Source organism: Dinoroseobacter sp. PD6, assembly GCF_028807315.1.
GTDB lineage: Bacteria > Pseudomonadota > Alphaproteobacteria > Rhodobacterales > Rhodobacteraceae > Dinoroseobacter > Dinoroseobacter shibae.
Genome location: NZ_JARAMN010000007.1, coordinates 64,743 through 83,293 on the forward strand (window position 1 = coordinate 64,743; position 18,551 = coordinate 83,293).

At 67.2% G+C, this 18,551-nt stretch carries 17 protein-coding genes and 1 pseudogene; 9 read left to right on the forward strand and 9 right to left on the reverse strand.

The features are described 5' to 3' along the window. Positions 1 to 19 precede the first annotated feature (19 nt). Both PVW48_RS12835 and PVW48_RS12840 read right to left on the reverse strand, forming a co-directional pair. A complete protein-coding gene (locus PVW48_RS12835; RefSeq protein WP_274581626.1) occupies positions 20 to 997 on the reverse strand; it encodes a YVTN family beta-propeller repeat protein in 978 nt (325 codons plus the stop codon). Between the two features lie 62 nt (positions 998 to 1,059). Further along, a complete protein-coding gene (locus PVW48_RS12840) occupies positions 1,060 to 2,220 on the reverse strand; it encodes an ABC transporter substrate-binding protein (protein WP_274581627.1) in 1,161 nt (386 codons plus the stop codon). 312 nt (positions 2,221 to 2,532) lie between these two features. On the opposite strand from PVW48_RS12840, the gene pedF reads away from it, so the two are divergent. The 7 genes from pedF (at position 2,533) to PVW48_RS12875 (ending at position 9,389) form a co-directional block, all read left to right on the forward strand. After that, positions 2,533 to 3,207, forward strand: a complete 675-nt coding sequence (gene pedF / locus PVW48_RS12845; RefSeq protein WP_012179324.1) for a cytochrome c-550 PedF — start codon at positions 2,533 to 2,535, stop codon at positions 3,205 to 3,207. A 73-nt stretch (positions 3,208 to 3,280) separates the two neighbouring features. Continuing rightward, positions 3,281 to 4,183 carry a substrate-binding periplasmic protein gene (locus tag PVW48_RS12850; RefSeq protein ID WP_012179323.1) on the forward strand — a complete coding sequence of 301 codons (903 nt, stop codon included), beginning with the start codon at positions 3,281 to 3,283 and terminating at the stop codon, positions 4,181 to 4,183. A 76-nt stretch (positions 4,184 to 4,259) separates the two neighbouring features. Then, complete coding sequence (locus PVW48_RS12855; RefSeq protein WP_012179322.1) at positions 4,260 to 4,790, forward strand: CoxG family protein; 531 nt, start codon at positions 4,260 to 4,262, stop codon at positions 4,788 to 4,790. Between the two features lie 48 nt (positions 4,791 to 4,838). After that, on the forward strand, positions 4,839 to 5,327 hold the full coding sequence (locus PVW48_RS12860; protein WP_274581628.1) for a (2Fe-2S)-binding protein: 489 nt from the start codon (positions 4,839 to 4,841) through the stop codon (positions 5,325 to 5,327). A gap of 73 nt (positions 5,328 to 5,400) precedes the next feature. Then, positions 5,401 to 7,776, forward strand: a complete 2,376-nt coding sequence (locus PVW48_RS12865; RefSeq protein WP_274581629.1) for a xanthine dehydrogenase family protein molybdopterin-binding subunit — start codon at positions 5,401 to 5,403, stop codon at positions 7,774 to 7,776. Positions 7,777 to 7,824: 48 nt separating this feature from the next. Further along, positions 7,825 to 8,613, forward strand: coding sequence for an FAD binding domain-containing protein (locus PVW48_RS12870; RefSeq protein ID WP_274581630.1), 789 nt, complete (start codon positions 7,825 to 7,827; stop codon positions 8,611 to 8,613). A 185-nt stretch (positions 8,614 to 8,798) separates the two neighbouring features. Continuing rightward, positions 8,799 to 9,389: a hypothetical protein gene (locus PVW48_RS12875; RefSeq protein WP_274581631.1), complete on the forward strand. Its 591-nt coding sequence runs from the start codon at positions 8,799 to 8,801 to the stop codon at positions 9,387 to 9,389. Between the two features lie 93 nt (positions 9,390 to 9,482). Here PVW48_RS12875 and PVW48_RS12880 read toward each other — a convergent pair whose 3' ends face one another. Next, positions 9,483 to 11,558 (reverse strand): bifunctional sulfate adenylyltransferase/adenylylsulfate kinase, encoded by a 2,076-nt coding sequence (locus PVW48_RS12880; RefSeq protein ID WP_274581632.1) that lies wholly within the window; start codon positions 11,556 to 11,558, stop codon positions 9,483 to 9,485. 256 nt (positions 11,559 to 11,814) lie between these two features. Here PVW48_RS12880 and PVW48_RS12885 point away from each other — a divergent pair. Continuing rightward, a pseudogene (locus tag PVW48_RS12885) lies at positions 11,815 to 12,867 on the forward strand (cytochrome-c peroxidase). A 46-nt stretch (positions 12,868 to 12,913) separates the two neighbouring features. Here PVW48_RS12885 and trxB read toward each other — a convergent pair. Then, positions 12,914 to 13,912: a thioredoxin-disulfide reductase gene (trxB, locus tag PVW48_RS12890; RefSeq protein WP_274581633.1), complete on the reverse strand. Its 999-nt coding sequence runs from the start codon at positions 13,910 to 13,912 to the stop codon at positions 12,914 to 12,916. A gap of 164 nt (positions 13,913 to 14,076) precedes the next feature. On the opposite strand from trxB, the gene PVW48_RS12895 reads away from it, so the two are divergent. After that, positions 14,077 to 14,577: an Lrp/AsnC family transcriptional regulator gene (locus tag PVW48_RS12895; RefSeq protein WP_012179314.1), complete on the forward strand. Its 501-nt coding sequence runs from the start codon at positions 14,077 to 14,079 to the stop codon at positions 14,575 to 14,577. 19 nt (positions 14,578 to 14,596) lie between these two features. Here the strand turns inward: PVW48_RS12895 and PVW48_RS12900 are convergent, their stop codons facing one another. The 5 genes from PVW48_RS12900 to lgt form a co-directional block, all read right to left on the reverse strand. Then, positions 14,597 to 15,301, reverse strand: coding sequence for a Hint domain-containing protein (locus PVW48_RS12900; RefSeq protein ID WP_274581634.1), 705 nt, complete (start codon positions 15,299 to 15,301; stop codon positions 14,597 to 14,599). 108 nt (positions 15,302 to 15,409) lie between these two features. After that, positions 15,410 to 15,559 carry a hypothetical protein gene (locus PVW48_RS12905; RefSeq protein ID WP_274581635.1) on the reverse strand — a complete coding sequence of 50 codons (150 nt, stop codon included), beginning with the start codon at positions 15,557 to 15,559 and terminating at the stop codon, positions 15,410 to 15,412. 241 nt (positions 15,560 to 15,800) lie between these two features. Next, positions 15,801 to 16,559: a peptidoglycan editing factor PgeF gene (pgeF, locus tag PVW48_RS12910; protein WP_274581636.1), complete on the reverse strand. Its 759-nt coding sequence runs from the start codon at positions 16,557 to 16,559 to the stop codon at positions 15,801 to 15,803. Beyond that, complete coding sequence (locus PVW48_RS12915) at positions 16,556 to 17,647, reverse strand: class I SAM-dependent methyltransferase (protein WP_274581637.1); 1,092 nt, start codon at positions 17,645 to 17,647, stop codon at positions 16,556 to 16,558. The genes pgeF and PVW48_RS12915 overlap by 4 nt, the downstream gene beginning before the upstream one ends. After that, positions 17,644 to 18,531, reverse strand: a complete 888-nt coding sequence (gene lgt, locus PVW48_RS12920) for a prolipoprotein diacylglyceryl transferase (RefSeq protein WP_274581638.1) — start codon at positions 18,529 to 18,531, stop codon at positions 17,644 to 17,646. The genes PVW48_RS12915 and lgt overlap by 4 nt, the downstream gene beginning before the upstream one ends. Positions 18,532 to 18,551 lie beyond the last annotated feature (20 nt).

Sequence of the window (18,551 nt, forward strand, 5' to 3'; positions counted from 1 at the left end):
CCGCCCTGCGGATGCAGCTCTATTCGGTGGGACGCATGGCGGCCCCCCAGGGGAACCGGCCGACCTTGATCGACTTGATCGCCTCGCGCTTGGCCACGTCGATCACGGTCACGTCGCCGGACACCCCATTGGTGGTGAAGACCAGCGAGCGGTCGGGCGAGAAATCCATGTGCCAGACCCGGCGGCCCACGAGGATGTAGTCCTCCACCTCGTAGGTTTCGGCGTTCACCACCGCGACGTGGTTCGACGGCCCGAGTGCCACATAGGCGTGGGTTTCGCCTTCAGTGAATTCAAACCCCACGGGCTGCACCCGGTCGGGGTGGACGCCGTCGACCTCGAAGGAGATCTTGGTGATCTCGCTCTGGTCCTCGACGTTGAACACCGAGATCGTGCCACCGATTTCGGCGCTGACCCAGAGCTCGGTCCCGTCCTTGATGAATTCCGCGTGGCGCGGGCGGCTGTCCACCAGGGTGTTGGCGAAGAGCGTCTGGGTCTCGGTGTCGATCCAGTGCGCCATGTTGGTGGTCTCGGAGGTGGTGATGGCGATCTTGCCGTCCGGCGAGACGGCCATGCCCTCGGGTTCGATCCCGACGTCGATCTGGGCGATGACCTGGCGGGTTTCGGTATCCACCACGGTGGTGATCGCGTCATCCTCGTTGGCGATGTAGAGGTGGCGGTCGTTGGGATGCAGGACGAACTGCTCGGGGTCTTCGCCCGAGGGCAGGTCGTGCAGGATCTCGCCGGTGACCGGGTCCATCACCTGCACCGTGTCGCTGTCGGAGGCGCAGATATAGACGCGGGAGTAGTCCTTGGAGAAGGTGATGCCGCGCGGGCGCTCGCCGGTCTCGATGGTGCGGACCACTTCGAGTGTGGCGATATCGATCACGCTGATCGTGTCGTCCTTTTCGTTGGTCACCCAGATCTCGCCCGAGGCGAGGGCGGCGGTGGTGCCCAGCAGCAGGGCGGTGGTGGCGGCGGCGGTCAGGGTCGGTCTCATGGTGTGGCTCCGGCTCTGGATGGTTGGGGGGCGCGTTGGCCCCGGGGAACGGGCGGGACGGGTCAGTCGAAGGCGGTGCAGGCGCTTTCGGGCTCGTCGAGGCCGAGCGTGTCAAGCTCGGTACGCTGGTGCAGGAAACCCTCCAGCGGGGCCTGGGCGACCAGGGCGCGGGGGTGGACGATCGGGATCGGTTGGCGCAGCTGGCCGTTCCAGGGGCGGAAGGTCAGCGGGCGGCCCTTGAAGCCCGCCAGCTCGAACGTGTCGCCGAGGATGTAGCTGCGCAGGGTGGGCAGATCGGCGGCGGAGGTGCGCACGACCGCCTCGCCCAGGCTGCGCATGGCCGCCCAGGCGGCGTAGTCCTTCGACTCCATGTCGCGCCCGATCGTGTCGGTGAAGCGGGACTGGAGCTGGGCCGCGCCCCATTGTTCGACCACCGGCGACCAGGTGCGGGGGCTCAGCCCCTCGGAGCCGGCGACCGGGCGGGGCTGCCAGGTGTTGTAGAGGATGTAGCGGCCGAAATCCTCGACCTCGTCGGCCACCAGCAGGGCGTCGTAATCGCCGAAATCCTGGGTGAAGAGGGGCACTTCCTGCGACGCGTTGCGGCGCATGTCGGCATCGAAGGCCCAGGTTTTTTCGGCCTCGAGGGACAGGCCGAACTTGCGCAGGGATTTGCGGAGCGCATCCGCATAGGCCACGTCCACCGGGTAGGTGCCGGAGATCAGCACCAGGTCGTCCCAGCGCTTGAGCACCAGAAGTTGCGCCAGGGCATCGGTGCGCATGGCATCCGAGGGCAGGGTGTGCAGCACGTTGGCGCGGCACTCGGCGTCGCGCAGGGCCACGTCCGCGGCGGCGACGTTGAAGATCAGCGCCTCGGCAGCCTCGGGCATGTCGGCGATGGCCAGCAGGTCCGCCGCCGGGGCGTCCACCAGCAGGTAGGGGGTTTCGGCCAGGGCCGCGCGGGCCGCGGCCAGCAGGTCCTCGCCCTCGGCCACCTCGGTGATCTCGAGCGTGTAGGTATGGCCCAGGAACTTGCCGGTGGTGGTATTGTCGTCCAGCCCGACGCGGGCTCCGGCCATGCCGAGATCCTCGGGCAGGGGGGCGAGATTGGACAGGGTCGGCGGAAGGGGGACGTCCTGGCGCAGGTAGTGAACGGACAACTCCACGGCGGCGGCAGGGCCTGCCAACAGGGCCGCGGCACAAAGGCCCAACGGTAGGCGATGCATGTGATCCTCCCTTTTGACCGGACGGTACGAACAACGCTCTGCGGAGTAAAATGCGACCAAGGTATGAGCATGCATACCGCCGACCGGGGCGGTGCCGGGTCGACCGGGCCTCGGCGATGGGCGCGGGCGGTGCGCCGGATTAGACGCTTGTTTTCAGGGAGTAACGCTCGGGTGCGCGGGGATAGGCCCTGCCGCGGCATCATGCCCTTGCTGCACGAAGGTCTGTTGAACCAAAGTCCAATTCTGCGGCTGCACGCTCTCGGTTAAAAGCGGGGCGAACATATCAAACAACCTTCGTGGGAGCTGAGGAAAATGGACCTGAAGACGACAACACAACTGGCCTTCGCCGCCGTTCTTGCCGCCACGATGGCCCATGCCCATGGCGATGTCTCGCCACAGCCGGTCGATACGGACGTCCTGCCCGAGGTCGGTGAAGAGTGGCTGACCGAGAACCCCTACCGGGACCTGGAGCCGGAGCTTTGGAAGACCGCCATCGATATCGGGGCGTCGGGCTACAACCAGAACTGCGCGCGCTGCCATGGGCTGGGCGCGGTGTCTGGCGGGTTGGCGCCGGACCTGCGGTACCTGGAGGCCGAGGAGTATGGCGACGAGTGGTACATGGAGCGCTACATCTATGGCTACACCCAGAACGGGATCACCAAGATGCCGGCTTTCGGCGACCTGCTGGGCCAGAAGGCGGCCTGGGCGATCCGGCTCTATATCGAGACGCGGCCGGGCGAGGGCGCGCTGGATGACCACCAGGACCGCCTGAAGGAGATCCGGGACCAGCTCATCGCGGGGGATGTCGGCGACGAGGCGGCGCTGAAGGCCGAGCTCGAAGCGATCGCCGCTGAGGTTTACACCGAAAGCGGCGCGCCGCTGGCCGACAGCGTGGCCTGGCGGGCCGCGGCCCAGCTGGCGGGATCGCCGGAAAGCTACAAGTCCGCCGCAGAGACCTTGACGGTCGGCCTGTCTGCCGCGCAATAATCGGCTCAGCCACGTTTCGGCGCGCGCCGAACAACATAAAAAAGCGCGCCGATCCAATACCATGGGAGGAATAATGGTCCGCATTTCCGTCTGGATTGCTGCTGCCATCATGTCGACGATTACCCTGAGCGCACCGGCCCATGCCGACCGGTGCGCAGATTGGGTTCCGCAACCCAAGCCCCAGAATGTCGGCCGCGACATCGTCGGTCAGGACCTGGACACGATCCAGGAGCGGGGCTTCGTCACCATCGCCGTTTACGAGGATTTTCCGCCCTATTCGTGGAAAGAGGGCAACACGCCCCGGGGGATCGATATCGAGATCGGCAAGCTGATCGCCGAGGATATCGGGGTGGAGCCGCGGTTCAACTTCGTGGCCGCGGGCGAGACGCTGGATGCGGACCTGCGCAACAATGTCTGGCGCGGCCCGATCATCGGCGGGGCGGTGTCCAACATCATGATGCGCGTGCCCTATGACAGTGCCTTCACCTGCCGGGTCGAGCAGGTCGTCTTCACCGGGCAGTATTACAAGGAGAGCATCGCCATCGCCTATGACAAGGCGAGCTATCCCGAGGAAAAGCCGGTGCCGGCCTATTTCCGGTTCGACACCGTGGCGGTGGAGAACGACTCGATCGCGGATTTCTACCTGTCGTCCATGGCCGGGGGGCAGCTTCTGAACAACATCCGCCGCTTTACCACCATGGAGGAGGCGATGGCAGCGCTCGATGCGGGCGAGGTCAAGGCGGCGATGGGCCCGCTTGCGCAGCTGGAGCATGGGGCGACGGAGCGGATCGGCGTCCACCAGCCGCCTTTGCCGGGCTTCGCGCGCGGCGAGTGGACCATCGGGCTGGGCATCAATTTCGCCTATCGCCCGCTGGCCTATTGGGTCGATGACGCGGTGCGCTATGCCCTGGAGGACGGGCGCATAGAGCAGATCTTCGCCGACTACGGCCTGCAATTCCGGCCGCCGGAGCGTTGAAATCTGCGACCTTAGTCTGAATAGTCGCACCCTGTGCCCGTGCTAGGCTCACTCACAACCGGAAAGGAAGACCCCGATGCATCTTACCGACTCGCGCGACATCGCCGCGGACCCACAGACGGTCTGGAATGCCTTGCTGGATGCAGAGGTTCTCAAGGCCTGTGTGCCGGGCTGCCAGGAGATGCACGGCTCCCCCGAGGAGGGGTTCGAGGCCGTGGTGGTTCAGAAGGTCGGCCCGGTAAAGGCCACGTTCAAGGGCTCGGTCGAGTTGCAGGACATGGTCGCGCCGGAGAGCGTCAACATTGTCGGCGAGGGCAAGGGCGGGGCCGCGGGCTTTGCCAAGGGCGGCGCCAATGTGCGGCTGGAGCCGATCGAGACCGGCACGCGGCTGCATTACGACGTGGATGCCAAGGTGGGCGGCAAGCTCGCGCAGCTCGGCAGCCGGATCATCGACGGGTTCGCCAAGAAGATGGCGGATCAGTTCTTCGCCAAGTTCCAGGAAACCATCGAAGGCCCGGCGCCGGAGGGTGGCGACGACGAGGGCGGGACGGATGAGGCCGCCGAGGGCGGCAAGAAGAAGGGTTGGCTCAAGAAGCTCGTAAGCTGAGGCCGACCCGTCGGACGAGACATGATTAAGGGATCAGGGAGGATCTGAATGACATCTGTAACGATGACCGTGAACGGCAAGGCCCGCTCCGGCGAGGTGGAGGGGCGCACGCTGTTGTCGTCGTTCCTGCGCGACCAGCTGCACCTGACGGGCACCCATGTGGGCTGCGATACCAGCCAGTGCGGCGCCTGCGTGGTGCATGTGGACGGCGAGGCGGTGAAGGCCTGCACGGTGCTGGCGGCGGACGCGGACGGGGCCGAGGTCACGACCATCGAGGGCATGGCGAATGCGGATGGCTCGCTGTCGGTGATCCAGGCGGCGTTCCAGGAGCATCACGGGCTGCAATGCGGGTTCTGCACGCCGGGCATGGTGATGTCGGCGGCGGCGCTGCTGAAGGACAACCCCAAGCCGAGCGAGCACGAGATCCGCGAGTATCTCGAGGGCAATATCTGCCGCTGCACCGGCTACCACAACATCGTCAAGGCGATCCTGGCGGCCTCGGGCCAGCAGGTCGCGCCGCCGATGGCCGCGGAATAACCACTGAGCTTGGCCGCTGGCGCTATGGTGCGCCCGGCCGGATTTGACCCAGGATACTCCGAGGGAGAATGACATGCCCAAAGATGGTGGCATTGGCGCCAGTTCAAAGCGCCGCGAAGACGTCCGGTTTCTGACCGGCCGGGGACGCTACACGGACGACATCAACCTGAACAACCAGACCTACGCCTATTTCCTGCGCTCGGAAGTGGCCCATGGCAAGATCAACGGGATCGACACCGCCGCCGCCGAAGGCATGGACGGGGTGATCCGGGTGTTCACCGCCAAGGATTTCGAGGGCGTGGGCGGGGTGCCCTGCGGCTGGCAGGTCACCGACATCCACGGACAGCCCATGAAGGAGCCCAAGCACCCGGTGCTGGCCGAGGGCAAGGTGCGCCATGTGGGCGACCCGATCGCCGTGGTCGTGGCCGAGAGCCTGGAGCAGGCCCGCGATGCCGCCGAGGCGATCGAGCTGGACATCGAGGAGCTGCCCGCGGTCATGGACATGAAGGCCGCGCTGGCCGAGGGCGCCACCAAGGTGCATGACGATCTGGACGACAACCTCTGCTACGAGTGGGGCTTTGTCGAAGAGAACCGCGCAGCGGTCGATGAGGCGATCAAGAACGCGCACCATGTCACGACGCTGGAGCTGACCAACAACCGGCTGGTGGCCAACCCGATGGAGCCGCGCGTGGCGGTGGGGGATTATCACCCCGGCACGCAGGATTACACGCTCTACACCACCTCGCAGAACCCCCATGTGATCCGGCTCCTGATGGGCGCCTTCGTGCTGGGTATCCCCGAGCACAAGCTGCGCGTCGTGGCCCCGGATGTGGGCGGCGGGTTCGGCTCGAAGATCTATCACTATGCCGAGGAAGCCTTCGTCACCTTCGCCAGCGGCCAGATCGGGCGGCCGGTGAAGTGGACCTCGTCGCGCTCGGAGGCGTTCGTGTCGGACGCGCATGGTCGCGATCACGTGACCAAGATCGAGCTGGCCCTGGACGAGAACCACAAGTTCACCGCCCTGCGCTGCGACACCTATGCCAACATGGGGGCGTATCTGTCGACCTTCGCGCCGTCGATCCCCACATGGCTGCATGGCACGCTGCTGGCGGGCAACTACACCACGCCGCTGATCTATACCAACGTGAAGGCGGTGTTCACCACCACCACGCCGGTGGATGCGTACCGTGGCGCGGGCCGTCCCGAGGCGACCTTCCAGCTGGAGCGGGTCGTGGACAAGGCCGCGCGGGAGCTGGGCGTCGACCCGGCGGAGCTGCGCCGGATCAACTTCATCAAGCCCGAGCAGTTCCCCTATGACACGCCCGTTGCGGTGACCTATGACACCGGCAACTACCACGCGACGCTGGAAAAGGGCCTGGAGATGGCCGGGGCCGACACGTTCGAGGCGCGCGCCGCCGAGAGCAAGGCCCGCGGCAAGCTGCGCGGCTTCGGCCTGGCGCATTTCATCGAGGCTTGCGGCATCGCGCCCTCGAACCTGGTGGGACAGCTCGGCGCGCGCGCGGGGCTCTACGAGAGCGCCACGGTGCGGGTGAACGCCACCGGCTCGATCAGCGTGATGACCGGCAGCCACTCCCACGGGCAGGGGCATGAGACCGCCTTCCCGCAGGTGGTCGCGGAAATGCTCGGCATCGACGAGAACATGATCGAGATCGTCCATGGCGACACCGCCAACACGCCCATGGGCATGGGCACCTATGGCTCGCGCTCCATCGCGGTGGGCGGCTCGGCCATGGTGCGGGCGACCGAGAAGATCATCAACAAGGCCAAGAAGATCGCGGCCCACCTGCTGGAGGCCGCCGAGGGCGACATCGAGCTCAAGGACGGTGCGTTCACGGTCGCGGGCACGGACAAGTCCGTCGCCTGGGGGGATGTGACGCTGGCGGCCTATGTGCCCCACAACTACCCGCTGGAGGATATCGAGCCGGGGCTGGAGGAGACGGCGTTCTACGATCCGTCGAACTTCACCTACCCGTCGGGCGCCTATATCTGCGAGGTCGAGGTGGACCCGGACACCGGCAAGGTGGACGTGCTGGCCTTCACGGCGGCGGATGATTTCGGCAACGTGATCAACCCGATGATCGTCGAGGGCCAGGTCCATGGCGGCGTGGCGCAGGGGATCGGGCAGGCGCTGCTCGAGAACTGCTCCTACGACGCGGACGGGCAGCTCCTGTCGGGGTCGTACATGGATTACACCATGCCGCGGGCCGACGATCTGCCGATGTTCGAAGTGGATCACTCCTGCATCACGCCCTGCACCCACAACCCGCTGGGCGTGAAGGGCTGCGGCGAGGCCGGGGCCATCGGCTCCCCGCCGGCGGTGGTGAACGCGGTGATCGACGCGCTGCACCGGGCGGGCCACACCCATGTGACCCATATCGACATGCCCCTGACGCCGAGCCGCGTCTGGGCAGCGATCCACGGACACTGAGCGACGGGCCCTGCCTTCGGGCGGGGCTCCCTTCAACGGGAGAGAGATATGCACAATTTCGAGTTTGTGAAACCGACCACCGTCACGGATGCGGTCAAGGCCCTGTCGCGCGACGAGGCCCAGGCGCTGGGCGGGGGGCAGACCCTGCTGCCCACCATGAAGCAGCGGCTGGCCGCGCCCGAGACCCTGGTGAGCCTGTCGGGCATTGCCGAGATCAAGGGTGTCTGCACCAATGATGCGGGCGAGATCTGCATCGGTGGCGGCACGGTTCACGCGGTCGTCGCGCGCGAGACCGCGGCCAAGTACCCGGCCCTGTCGGACCTGGCGGGCAAGATCGGCGATCCGGCGGTGCGCAACCGCGGCACGATCGGCGGCAGCCTTGCCAATAACGACCCGGCGGCCTGCTATCCGGCGGCGGCGCTGGGATCGGGGGCGACCATCGTGACCAACACGCGGGAGATCGCGGCGGACGACTATTTCCAGGGGATGTTCACCACCGCGCTCGAAGAGGGGGAGATCATCACCGAGGTCCGCTTCCCGGTGCCCGAGAAGGCCAACTGGCAGAAGTTCGTCCAGCCCGCCTCGCGCTTCAGCCTGGTGGGCGTGTTCGTGGCCAAGTTCGCGGATGGCGTGCGCGTGGCCGTGACCGGCGCGTCGGAAGAAGGCGTGTTCCGCTGGTCCGAGGCCGAGGCGGCGCTGAGCGGCGATTTCTCGGCCGATGCGATCAAGGATCTGTCGGTTCCGGCGGACGGGATGATCAACGACCTGCACGGCACGGGCGCCTACCGGGCGCATCTGGTCAAGGTGCTGACCGGGCGCGCGGTTGCCGCCGCCTGACACGGGCGCGCATTCGACAGACAAGACCCCCGTTCGGCGCGCGCCGGGCGGGGTTTTGTTTTGGGTCCGGGGCGGGCGCGACGGGCTGCGAGGGGTCTGGTCCTGCCCGCGGGCTTTTTCTATGTCTTGGAGCGCGCAAGGGAGTCGCGCGGCCGTCCCGGCCGTGGTCTGAGATCGGAGAATACATGCGTGATGTGAAACGAAAGATCGGCGCGCTCGCGTTGTCGGTCGCCTGTGTCGGGCCGGGTGCGGCCGCGGCGTTCGAGCTGGACCCGGCCTGGGAGCGGCATGTGACGGTGTTCGGCGCCTCGCTGACCGAGAACACCTCGTTCGACGTGATGTCCTTCGATGTGACCTGGGCGGACTCCTACCTGGTGGGCGTCGCGGCCGGGATCGAGCGGCAGATCGGTGCCAGCCGGTTCAGCTGGGGCATCGAGGGGCAGTTGGTGCGCCATTTCGGCAAGATGGACCATTGGGAGGTGAACCTGCCCGTGGTGCTGCGCTATACCCCGCCGAACCCGTGGATCGATGCGTTCGAGAGCTTCGCCTACGGGCTGGGCCTATCCCACGCGACCGATGTGCCCAGCGTGGAGGTGGAGCGCACGGGCGAGTCCCAGCGCAACTTCTTCTTCTGGAAGGCGGAGCTGGAGTTCAACACGCCGGTGGAGGACAGCACCTTGCTCGTCGGGTTGCACCATCGCTCGGACGGTTATGGCACGTTCGAGAATGACAGCGGGTCGACCGCGGTGTCGGTGGGCTGGAAACGGGCGTTCTGAGCCTGGTTTGCCAATGACAACAGCCTCCCCGGGGGGAGGCTGTTTTCCTGTGGGCCGGTGCCGGGGTCGGGCGGCGGTGCCCAGGGGCGCGGCTCAGGCCGCGACGAGGCCCATGGATTCGAGCTTCAACAGCACCTGCTGGGCGCAATAGTCGACCTCGGTCCCTTCGGTGTCCAGCACCAGCTCGGCATTGGTCGGCGCCTCGTAGGGGTCGGAGATCCCGGTGAACTCCTTGATCTTGCCCTCGCGCGCCAGCTTGTAGAGCCCCTTGCGGTCGCGGCGCTCGCATTCCTCGAGGCTGGTGGCGACGTGGATTTCCACGAAGGCGCCATAGGCCTCGATCATCTCGCGCACGGCCCGGCGGGTGGCGGTGTAGGGCGCGATGGGGGCGCAGATCGCGATGCCGCCGTTCTTGGTGATCTCGGAGGCGACATAGCCGATGCGGCGGATGTTGATGTCGCGGTGTTCCTTCGAGAAGCCGAGCTCGGACGACAGGTGCTTGCGGACCACGTCGCCGTCCAGCAGCGTGACCGGGCGGCCGCCCATTTCCATCAGCTTGACCATGAGCGCGTTGGCCACGGTGGACTTGCCGGAGCCGGACAGCCCCGTCAGAAACACGGTGAAGCCCTGCTTGGCTCGCGGCGGGCGTGTCTTGCGCAGTTCGGCCACCACTTCGGGGAAGGAGAACCATTCGGGGATCTCCAGCCCCTCGGACAGGCGGCGGCGCAGCTCGGTGCCCGAGATGTTCAGGATCGTGACCTCGTCCTTGTCCTTGATCTCGTCCATGGGTTCGTATTGCGCGCGCTCCTGGACCCAGACCATGTGTTTGAAGTCCACCATGGTGATGCCCATTTCCTCTTCGTGCTCGCGGAAGAGGTCCTGTGCGTCATAGGGGCCGTAGAAATCCTCGCCGGCGGAGTTTTTGCCGGGGCCCGCGTGGTCGCGGCCGACGATGAAATGGGTCACACCGTGGTTCTTGCGGATCAGCCCGTGCCAGACCGCCTCCCGCGGGCCAGCCATGCGCATGGCCAGGTTCAGCAGGCTCATGGTGGTGGTGGCGGCCGGGTACTTGTCGAGCACCGCCTCGTAGCAGCGCACGCGGGTGAAGTGGTCCACATCGCCGGGCTTGGTCATGCCGACGACCGGGTGGATCAGCAGGTTGGCCTGGGATTCGCGCGCGGCGCGGAAGGTCAGCTCCTGATGCGCGCGGTGCAGCGGGTTGCGGGTCTGGAAGGCCACGACCTTGCGCCAGCCGAGCTTGCGGAAATAGGCGCGCAGCTCGTTGGGCGTGTCGCGGCGGGCGCGGAAGTCGTAATGGATCGGCTGCTGGATGCCGGTGATGGCACCGCCGAGATAGACCGGGCCCGCGACGTGGTGCAGGTAGTTCACCGCCGGATGCGCCAGGTCGTCGGCGCCGAAGACCATTTCGGCCTCGCGGGCCTTGTTGGGCACGTATTTGTCGGAGATCGACAGGATGGCGAGGATCACGCCCTCCTGGTCGCGCAGGGCGATGTCCTGGCCCGGCTCGACCGTGTCGGCGAAATCTTGGCTGATATCCAGGGTGATGGGCATCGGCCAGAGCGAGCCGTCCGCCAGGCGCATGGTTTCCACCACGCTTTCGTAGTCGTCCTTGCCGAGGAAGCCCTTGAGCGGGTTGAACCCGCCATTCATCAGCAGCTCCAGATCGCAGATCTGGCGCGGGGTCAGGTCCCAGGAGGGAAGCGACGCGGCTTCGACCTTCAGCTTCTGGGCGCTGTCGGCGGAGACGTAGAGCTCCGTGATCGGGGCGTGGGGGTTTTGCATCGGAAAGCTCCTGAATTGGGGAGGGATCGGGTATTGGGCCGAGCCGGTCAGCTCGGCGTGAAGGGCGGTGAACTCGGTGAACTTGCGGGCGAGGAACTTGTCGATGAGCCGGGTTTTCTGCGCTGCACCCCGGGCCGTCAGGCCATAGGCGAAACGCTGGCGCCGGTCGGTCCCGGTCCGTTCTGTGATCTCGATCAGCCCGGCCTCCGCGGCGGCGCGCAGCTGCGCATTGACCCGGCCCAGGGAGATGCCCAATGCCCCGGCCAGGGCGCGCTGGGAGGCGTCCGGGGTCAGGTCGAGCTGCCGCAGCAGGCGGAAGAGCAGGTCTTCCTCCTCGGCGGAGATCGGTTTGGGCTGGGCGTTCATCGGGGCGGGACTCAATATGTGTTCACGGCTGAACGCATATGGCAGCCAACCCGATCTGCCAAGAACAATTTGCGATCGCGGTAAACGCTGTGTTGATCCGGGCACAGGGCGGGCGATGGACGGGTTTCGCGCGGCGTATTGATAGGAATTTCCTATCGTGTGGCGTTGGGCGTTCGGATTTGACCTGAGTCAACAAACTTAGAACGATTCCAAGTTAGGCCGGGCAGGCTAAGGTCCACAAGAAAAGGAGTTTCTCATGGCCTGTCACCCAGCCCTCCGGTTTGGCACTGTTTCCATGCTTGTTCTGGCCGCGTCCGCGGCGTCCGCGTCCGACCTGCAGGAGCAGGCGCGCGAGCTGTTCGAGCCGGTGCCCTCCACGATCCCGGCGCTGCGCGACAACCCTGTCACGCCGGAGAAGATCGACCTGGGCAAGGCGCTGTTCTTCGACCCGCGGATGTCCGCGTCGGGGGTGTTTTCGTGCAATTCCTGCCACAACCTGGCGACGGGCGGCGACGACAACATGCCGGTCTCGATCGGCCATGGCTGGCAGAAGGGGCCGCGCAACTCGCCCACGGTGCTGAACGCGGTGTTCAACATCGCGCAGTTCTGGGACGGGCGGGCCGAGGACCTGGCAGCGCAGGCCAAGGGGCCTGTGCAGGCGGGGGTCGAGATGGCCAACACGCCGGAGAACGTGATCGCGACGCTCAACTCCATGCCGCAATATGTGGAGTGGTTCACGGCCTCCTTCCCCGAAGAGGCCGACCCGGTGTCCTTCGACAATTTCGCCAAGGCGATCGAGGCCTACGAGGCCACGCTGATCACGCCCGCGCCCTTCGATGCCTAACTGAACGGGGACGAGGCGGCGCTGAGCGAGGATCAGAAGGAGGGCCTGGCGCTCTTCATCGACAAGGGCTGCGCCTCTTGCCACAACGGGGTGAACCTGGGCGGCAACGGCTACTATCCCTTCGGGCTGATCGAGAAGCCGGGGGCGGATGTGCTGCCGCCCGATGACATGGGCCGCTTCGCGGTGACCGAGACGGCGGATGATTCCTATGTCTTCCGGGCCTCGCCCCTGCGCAATATCGAGCTGACGGCGCCCTATTTCCATTCCGGCGTGGTGTGGGACCTGAAGGCCGCGGTGCAGATCATGGGCGACTCGCAGCTCGGTGCCGATATCACCGAGGATGAGGCGGACAAGATCGTGGCCTTCCTGCGCGCCCTGACCGGGGAGATGCCGGAGGTGGTCTATCCGATCCTGCCGGTGGAAACGGCGGCGACGCCGCGGCCCACGGGCGAGGTTCTGCCCTGAGCCAGCGCGGTCCGGGCCTGCGGGCCCGGGCTGCCTTGCGGGGCGGTTATTCCGCCGCGTTCACCGGGGCCGCGTAGACGCCCGCATCGGCGGTGGTCTCGCCGTCCATTTCCGCCAGAAACCGCTCGGCCTCCAGCGCGGCCATGCAGCCCATGCCCGCGCTGGTCACCGCCTGGCGGTATTCGTGGTCGGTCAGGTCGCCCGCGGCGAAGACACCCGGGATCGAGGTCGCGGTGCTGTCCGGCGCGGTGACGACATAGCCGCCCATATGGGTTTCGAGCTGGTCGATCACCAACTCGGAGGCCGGGGCATGGCCGATGGCCACGAAGAACCCCGCGCAGGGCAGGGTGCGCGTCTCGCCGGTGTCGCGGTGCTTGATCACCACGCCTTCGACGCCGCGCGGGGTGTCTGTGCCCACCACTTCCTCCACCGTGTGGTCCCAGATCACCTCGACCTTGGGGTTCTTGAACAGCCGGTCCTGGAGGATCTTCTCGGCGCGCAGGCTGTCGCGGCGGTGCACCAGGGTCACCTTGGAGGCGAAATTGGTCAGAAACAGCGCCTCTTCGACGGCCGTGTTGCCGCCGCCGATCACCACGACCTCCTTGCCGCGGTAGAAGAACCCGTCGCAGGTGGCGCAGGCCGAGACGCCGAAGCCCTTGAAGTGTTCCTCCGAGGGCAGGCCCAGCCATTTCGCCTGCGCCCCGGTGGCCAGGATCAGCGCCTCGGCCTTGTAGATCGTCCCGCTGTCGCCATAGGCGGTGAAGGGGCGGGCCGACAGGTCGAGCCGGTTGATATGGTCGGCGATGATCTCGGTCCCCATGGCCTTGGCATGCTCTTCCATCCGCACCATCAGGTCGGGGCCCATGACGCTGCTGTCGCCGGGCCAGTTTTCCACATCGGTGGTGATGGTCAGCTGGCCGCCGGGCTGGATGCCCTGGACCAGCACCGGGTTCAGCATCGCGCGGCTGGCATAGACCGCCGCCGTGTAGCCCGCCGGGCCGGAGCCGATGATCAGGACCTTCAGGTGACGTGTTTCGCTCGACATGGGGCAGCTTCCTCGACAAATGATCCCCCCGATATAAAACCCGGGGACAGAGAGGAAAAGGGGCCACGGTTCTGATCTTCGGCAGAAAAATATTGCCGAAGTGAGAAACATTATTGCGCAGGTGGGGTGTCTGGCGTAAGAAAGCCCCACGGGAAGAGGGCCTTATGCACGCATCCAAACTTGATCCGATCGACCGCAAGATTCTTGCTGAATTGCAGGGGGACGGGCGCATGACCAATGTCGAATTGGCCAGGCGCGTCGGCATCTCGGCCCCGCCCTGCCTGCGCCGGGTGCGCGCGCTGGAGGAGGCCGGGTTCATCCGCGGCTACCATGCCAGTGTCGACACCCGCGCCTTGGGATTCGAGGTGCAGGTCTTTGCCATGGTCGGGCTGAACAGCCAGGCGGAGGCGGATCTGAGCGCCTTCGAGGCGCGCTGCCGGGCCTGGCCGCTGGTGCGCGAGTGCCACATGCTGAACGGCGAGATCGACTTCATCCTGAAATGCGTGGCCCCGGACCTGTCGTCCTTCCAGAGCTTCCTGACCGGCGAGTTGACCGCGGCGGAGAACGTGGCGAGCGTGAAGACCTCGCTGGTGATCCGGGGGGCCAAGGACGAGCCCGGCGTCCCCTTCGATGTCATGGAAGCGCGTCTCAGCCAGATCGCCTGACGGGCGGGCGTCCGGGGGCTCAGCCCAGGCGGGCGCGGCGGAAGGGCGAGGCGGTGACGAAGCGTTCGGGTGCGGGCCGCGTGGTCAGCCCGGGCATCAACCTGGCGAACATCTGTGCCAGAAGATCTGGTTGGCGGGACAGGAAACCGTCCGTGTTCAGGGTACGAATCGACAGACCGTTGGCCACGGCCCAGGCGGGGCTGGCGCAGGCGATCTGGAACATGCGAACAGGGGCTTGCGGGACCAGCGCGGTGATCATGTCGTCATGGCCGAAGGTCGAGAGCGGCTTGGAGATGTCGCGGGCGCCGCCGAGTTGTACCTCGGCCGCGGCGCCGAGGATGCTGTCGCTGAGGGGGCGGCCGAAGCCGAAGCGTTCGGGCTGTACGCGGCGCAGCCAGGGGGTGTCGAGCGCGTCGGGCCGCAAGGTGACCTCGCCGATCCAGGTGATCTGAGCGGTGCCGCCGTCACCCGGGGCGATGGTGTCGCCGAGGCCCAGATCCTCGATCGCGACGCTGCCCGTGGGTACTCGGATCTGGGTGCCTTGGGCGAGGATCCCGAAGGCCGGCAGCAGGCGCGTTACGATCTCGGGCTTGCGGGCGCAGAAACTGCGCGCGCCCTGTTCGATGCAGTGGCTGTCGAATCTGGCCAGAACGGACGGTTGCGCGGTGGCGTCTGCACCATTGGATACGGTGACCGGGACCGGCGGACGGACGAGTGGAGCCATGTTCTTACCCTCGGGTTGCTGTACGGCCCCCACCGTGGTCAGCCCGCTGAACCTGTGCGCTTTGACTAAAATTGTCAAAGAATTCGACGGGTCATCCTTAACGCGGGGTCAGCCTCCCGCGGCGCGGCGCCGCTCCGGTGCAGGTGGCGCGTCGCGCAGGGCAAGCGGCGGGCGCACCTGGCGGGCATAGGGCGGGTGCGGGGTGTGTTCGGCCGTGGCGCGCAGCAGCGCGCGGAGCCAGCGGGGCGTGTCTTTCATCATGGTTTGTGCCTTAATTTGGCGCCGTGAGTGGCAGTTGGGAACAATCCGCGCTCGTGATCGCGAATTGTGGTCAGCCTTGCGGGCAAAAAAGGCCGAAATTTGACGAAAATTGTAAAAGTTGTGGGGGGCAGCGGCCTTGCGGAAACGCCCGCGTTTGCAGGTATTCCATGCAGCTGACGCGGGGGGCCGGGGCGAAACAAGGCAGGAATGTGGCGGGCGTCGGGCCGGACAGGGCCGCTCAGAGCCGGATGGTCGAGATCAGCCGGCCGTAATCGGCCTCGCCCCCATGGACGCTGCGGCGGTAGGAAAAGAACCGGCCCGGATCGCTGTAGGTGCAATGGCCGGTCCACTCGGCCTGGGCGATGCCCGCGCCCCGCAGCCGGGTCAGCCCGTAGGAGATCAGGTCGAAATGCGCCCGGCCGTCCTGGCCCCCTGCGAAAAAGCGGCTGTTCTCGGGGTCGTCGTCGAGGAAGCGGTCGAGAAACTCGGGCCCGACCTCGTAGGCCCGCTGGGAGATCGACGGGCCGATCACGGCGGTGATCGCCTCGCGCCGGGCGCCCGCGGCCACCATGGCGTCGATCGTGGCCTCCAGCACGCCGTCCAGCGCGCCGCGCCAGCCCGCATGAGCCGCGCCGATGACGCCCGCCTGCCCGTCGGCGAAAAGCACCGGCTGGCAATCGGCGGTCAGGATGCCGAGAACGAGGCCCGGGGTCGCGGTGACCATGGCGTCGGCGGTGGGTTTCGGGCCGGGCGCCGGGGCGGTGTCGAGCGTGACCACGTCCGGCGAATGAACCTGGTTCACCGTGGCGAGCGCGCTGACCGGCACCTCCATCGCCGCGGCCACGCGGGCGCGGTTCAGGGCCACGGTGTCGGACTGGTCGCTGGAGCCGGGGCCGCAATTGAGCCCCTCGAACACACCCGAGGACGCGCCGCCCTTGCGGGTGAAGAACCCGTGCGCCACCGGCAGGGCGGGCGATGTGAGGATCTCGAGCGTCATGGGGCGTCGGGTTTCCCGGGGTTGGGCGGGGCGATGGACCCCGGCACGGGGGGCGCGGATGGGGGACTCACACAGAGCACTTTGAACAGGGTTCCCATTTCCTCCGGGTGGGTCAAGCGGCGATGTGCGGCGATGTGGCTTTGCAATGCCGCGCCTTCCAGTCCCCTGGCGAGGGCCCGGGCGCGGGCGGTGATGGCCAGCCGTTCGAGAAATACGCCCTGGGGGATCATCGCCGATACGCTCGCCCCGGCGGTGCGCGCGGCCTGCGCCAGCGGCTCGAAATCCACATGGGCGGTCAGGTCGGCCTGGCCGGGATGGGCCAGCACCGGGTCCGGGCGATGGGCGCGCACCGCCTGCAACGTGTCGCCCTTCGAGCGCCAGTCGCCATAGTCTGCAATGATCGCCGCGCCGCCGTGGCGCGCGATGCGGCCCGCGATCTCGGCGATGATCGGGTGCGCCGGGGCGCAGGTTTCGACCAGATCGCCGGGGCTTGTGTCCGCCATCCGGTGGGCGAGGGATGCCAGGGCCGCAGGTTGGGCGCGCCCGAAGGCCAGCGCGCCCTCGGCCAGCCCGATCTGCCGTTCGGCCCAGCCCGCGACGTGGCGCTCGAACTGGCGGATGGGCAGGGCATCGAAGAACTCGTTGGCCACCAGCAAGAGCGGCGCGTCGGGCAGATCCTCCACTCGGTCGAGCCAGACGGCCTCCGGCACGCGGGTTGCCTGCTCGGCGCGCAGGGCGGGGCTGGCCTCGACCAGGTGGGGGCGCAGGGTGTCGGCGCCGGGCACCTGTTTCAGCACGCGCAGGATGTCGGCCATGAGCGTGCCGCGCCCCGGCCCGATCTCGGCAAGAATGGCGCCGGGCGGTGCGCCCTGGTCGTGCCAGGCCTGGGCCAGCGCGAGGCCCAGCAATTCCCCGAACATCTGGCTGATCTCCGGTGCGGTGGTGAAATCGCCTGCCTGACCGAAGGGCGTCCGCGTGGTGTAATAGCCGTGGGTGGGGTGCAGCAGGCATTCGGCCATGAACTCGGCCACGGTGATCGGGCCGGTCGCGGCGATCCGCGCGGCGAGGATCTCCGCCAGCGGGGTCATGGCGCGGTGCGGCGGGCGCGCGCGATCAGCCACAGGCCGAGCGCGATCATCGGCAGGCTCAGGATCTGGCCCATGGTCAGGCCCCAGCCGCCGAAATGCAGCGCATGGCCCACCGGGTTGCCGGCGGAGACGAATTGCGCATCCGGCTGGCGGACCAGTTCGACCACGAAACGCGCCGCGCCGTAGCCTGCGAGGAACGTGCCGAACACCGTGCCCGTGCGCGCCAGCGCGCCGCGCCGCACCAGCCACAACAGCACGAGGCCGAGCACAAGCCCCTCCAGGCCCGCCTCGTAGAGCTGCGAGGGGTGGCGCGCGCAAAGCTCCCCGGCGGGCTGGCCGCAATTCTGGGCCGAGACACCGGGGAAGATCACGCCCCAGGGTGCGTCCGTGGGCCGGCCCCAAAGCTCGGCATTGATGAAATTCGACATCCGCCCGAGGAACAGCCCCGGCGGGGTCGCGACGGCCAGCGCATCGGCGGCCTGCAAATGGGGCACGCCTTCGCGCCAGCAGAAGATCGCCACCGCCAGCACCACGCCCACCAGCCCGCCATGGAAGGCCATGCCGCCCTGCCAGACCATCAGGATCTCGGCCGGATGGCGCAGGTAGTAATCGGGCTGGTAGAACAGCACGAAGCCCAGCCGCCCGCCCAGCACCACCCCGAGGATCACCCAGGTCAGCAGGGCCTCGACCTGCGGCGGGGACATCGGGGCGGGGCGCGCGCCCCAGAGCGCGGGGCGCTTGACCAGCCCGGTCACGATCCGCCAGCCCAGCACCAGCCCGAGGATATAGGCCAGCGCATACCAGCGCAGGGCGAGGGTCACCCCGCCGATCTCGATCGCGAAGATCTCGGGGCTCAGCGGCGGGAAGGGTATGGCGAACGGCATCATGGGCTCCGGCATCTGGG

What these genes read in the sequence shown, in the direction of transcription:
- PVW48_RS12855 (WP_012179322.1), top strand. Translation starts at nt 4,260, where the DNA reads ATGCATCTTACCGACTCGCGCGACATCGCCGCGGACCCACAGACGGTC.
- PVW48_RS12895 (WP_012179314.1), top strand. Translation starts at nt 14,077, where the DNA reads ATGCACGCATCCAAACTTGATCCGATCGACCGCAAGATTCTTGCTGAA.
- PVW48_RS12915 (WP_274581637.1), bottom strand. Translation starts at nt 17,647, where the DNA reads ATGACCCCGCTGGCGGAGATCCTCGCCGCGCGGATCGCCGCGACCGGC.
- lgt (WP_274581638.1), bottom strand. Translation starts at nt 18,531, where the DNA reads ATGCCGTTCGCCATACCCTTCCCGCCGCTGAGCCCCGAGATCTTCGCG.
- PVW48_RS12905 (WP_274581635.1), bottom strand. Translation starts at nt 15,559, where the DNA reads ATGAAAGACACGCCCCGCTGGCTCCGCGCGCTGCTGCGCGCCACGGCC.
- PVW48_RS12865 (WP_274581629.1), top strand. Translation starts at nt 5,401, where the DNA reads ATGCCCAAAGATGGTGGCATTGGCGCCAGTTCAAAGCGCCGCGAAGAC.
- PVW48_RS12875 (WP_274581631.1), top strand. Translation starts at nt 8,799, where the DNA reads ATGCGTGATGTGAAACGAAAGATCGGCGCGCTCGCGTTGTCGGTCGCC.
- PVW48_RS12850 (WP_012179323.1), top strand. Translation starts at nt 3,281, where the DNA reads ATGGTCCGCATTTCCGTCTGGATTGCTGCTGCCATCATGTCGACGATT.
- PVW48_RS12900 (WP_274581634.1), bottom strand. Translation starts at nt 15,301, where the DNA reads ATGGCTCCACTCGTCCGTCCGCCGGTCCCGGTCACCGTATCCAATGGT.
- PVW48_RS12860 (WP_274581628.1), top strand. Translation starts at nt 4,839, where the DNA reads ATGACATCTGTAACGATGACCGTGAACGGCAAGGCCCGCTCCGGCGAG.
- trxB (WP_274581633.1), bottom strand. Translation starts at nt 13,912, where the DNA reads ATGTCGAGCGAAACACGTCACCTGAAGGTCCTGATCATCGGCTCCGGC.
- PVW48_RS12835 (WP_274581626.1), bottom strand. Translation starts at nt 997, where the DNA reads ATGAGACCGACCCTGACCGCCGCCGCCACCACCGCCCTGCTGCTGGGC.
- PVW48_RS12870 (WP_274581630.1), top strand. Translation starts at nt 7,825, where the DNA reads ATGCACAATTTCGAGTTTGTGAAACCGACCACCGTCACGGATGCGGTC.
- PVW48_RS12840 (WP_274581627.1), bottom strand. Translation starts at nt 2,220, where the DNA reads ATGCATCGCCTACCGTTGGGCCTTTGTGCCGCGGCCCTGTTGGCAGGC.
- PVW48_RS12880 (WP_274581632.1), bottom strand. Translation starts at nt 11,558, where the DNA reads ATGAACGCCCAGCCCAAACCGATCTCCGCCGAGGAGGAAGACCTGCTC.
- pgeF (WP_274581636.1), bottom strand. Translation starts at nt 16,559, where the DNA reads ATGACGCTCGAGATCCTCACATCGCCCGCCCTGCCGGTGGCGCACGGG.
- pedF (WP_012179324.1), top strand. Translation starts at nt 2,533, where the DNA reads ATGGACCTGAAGACGACAACACAACTGGCCTTCGCCGCCGTTCTTGCC.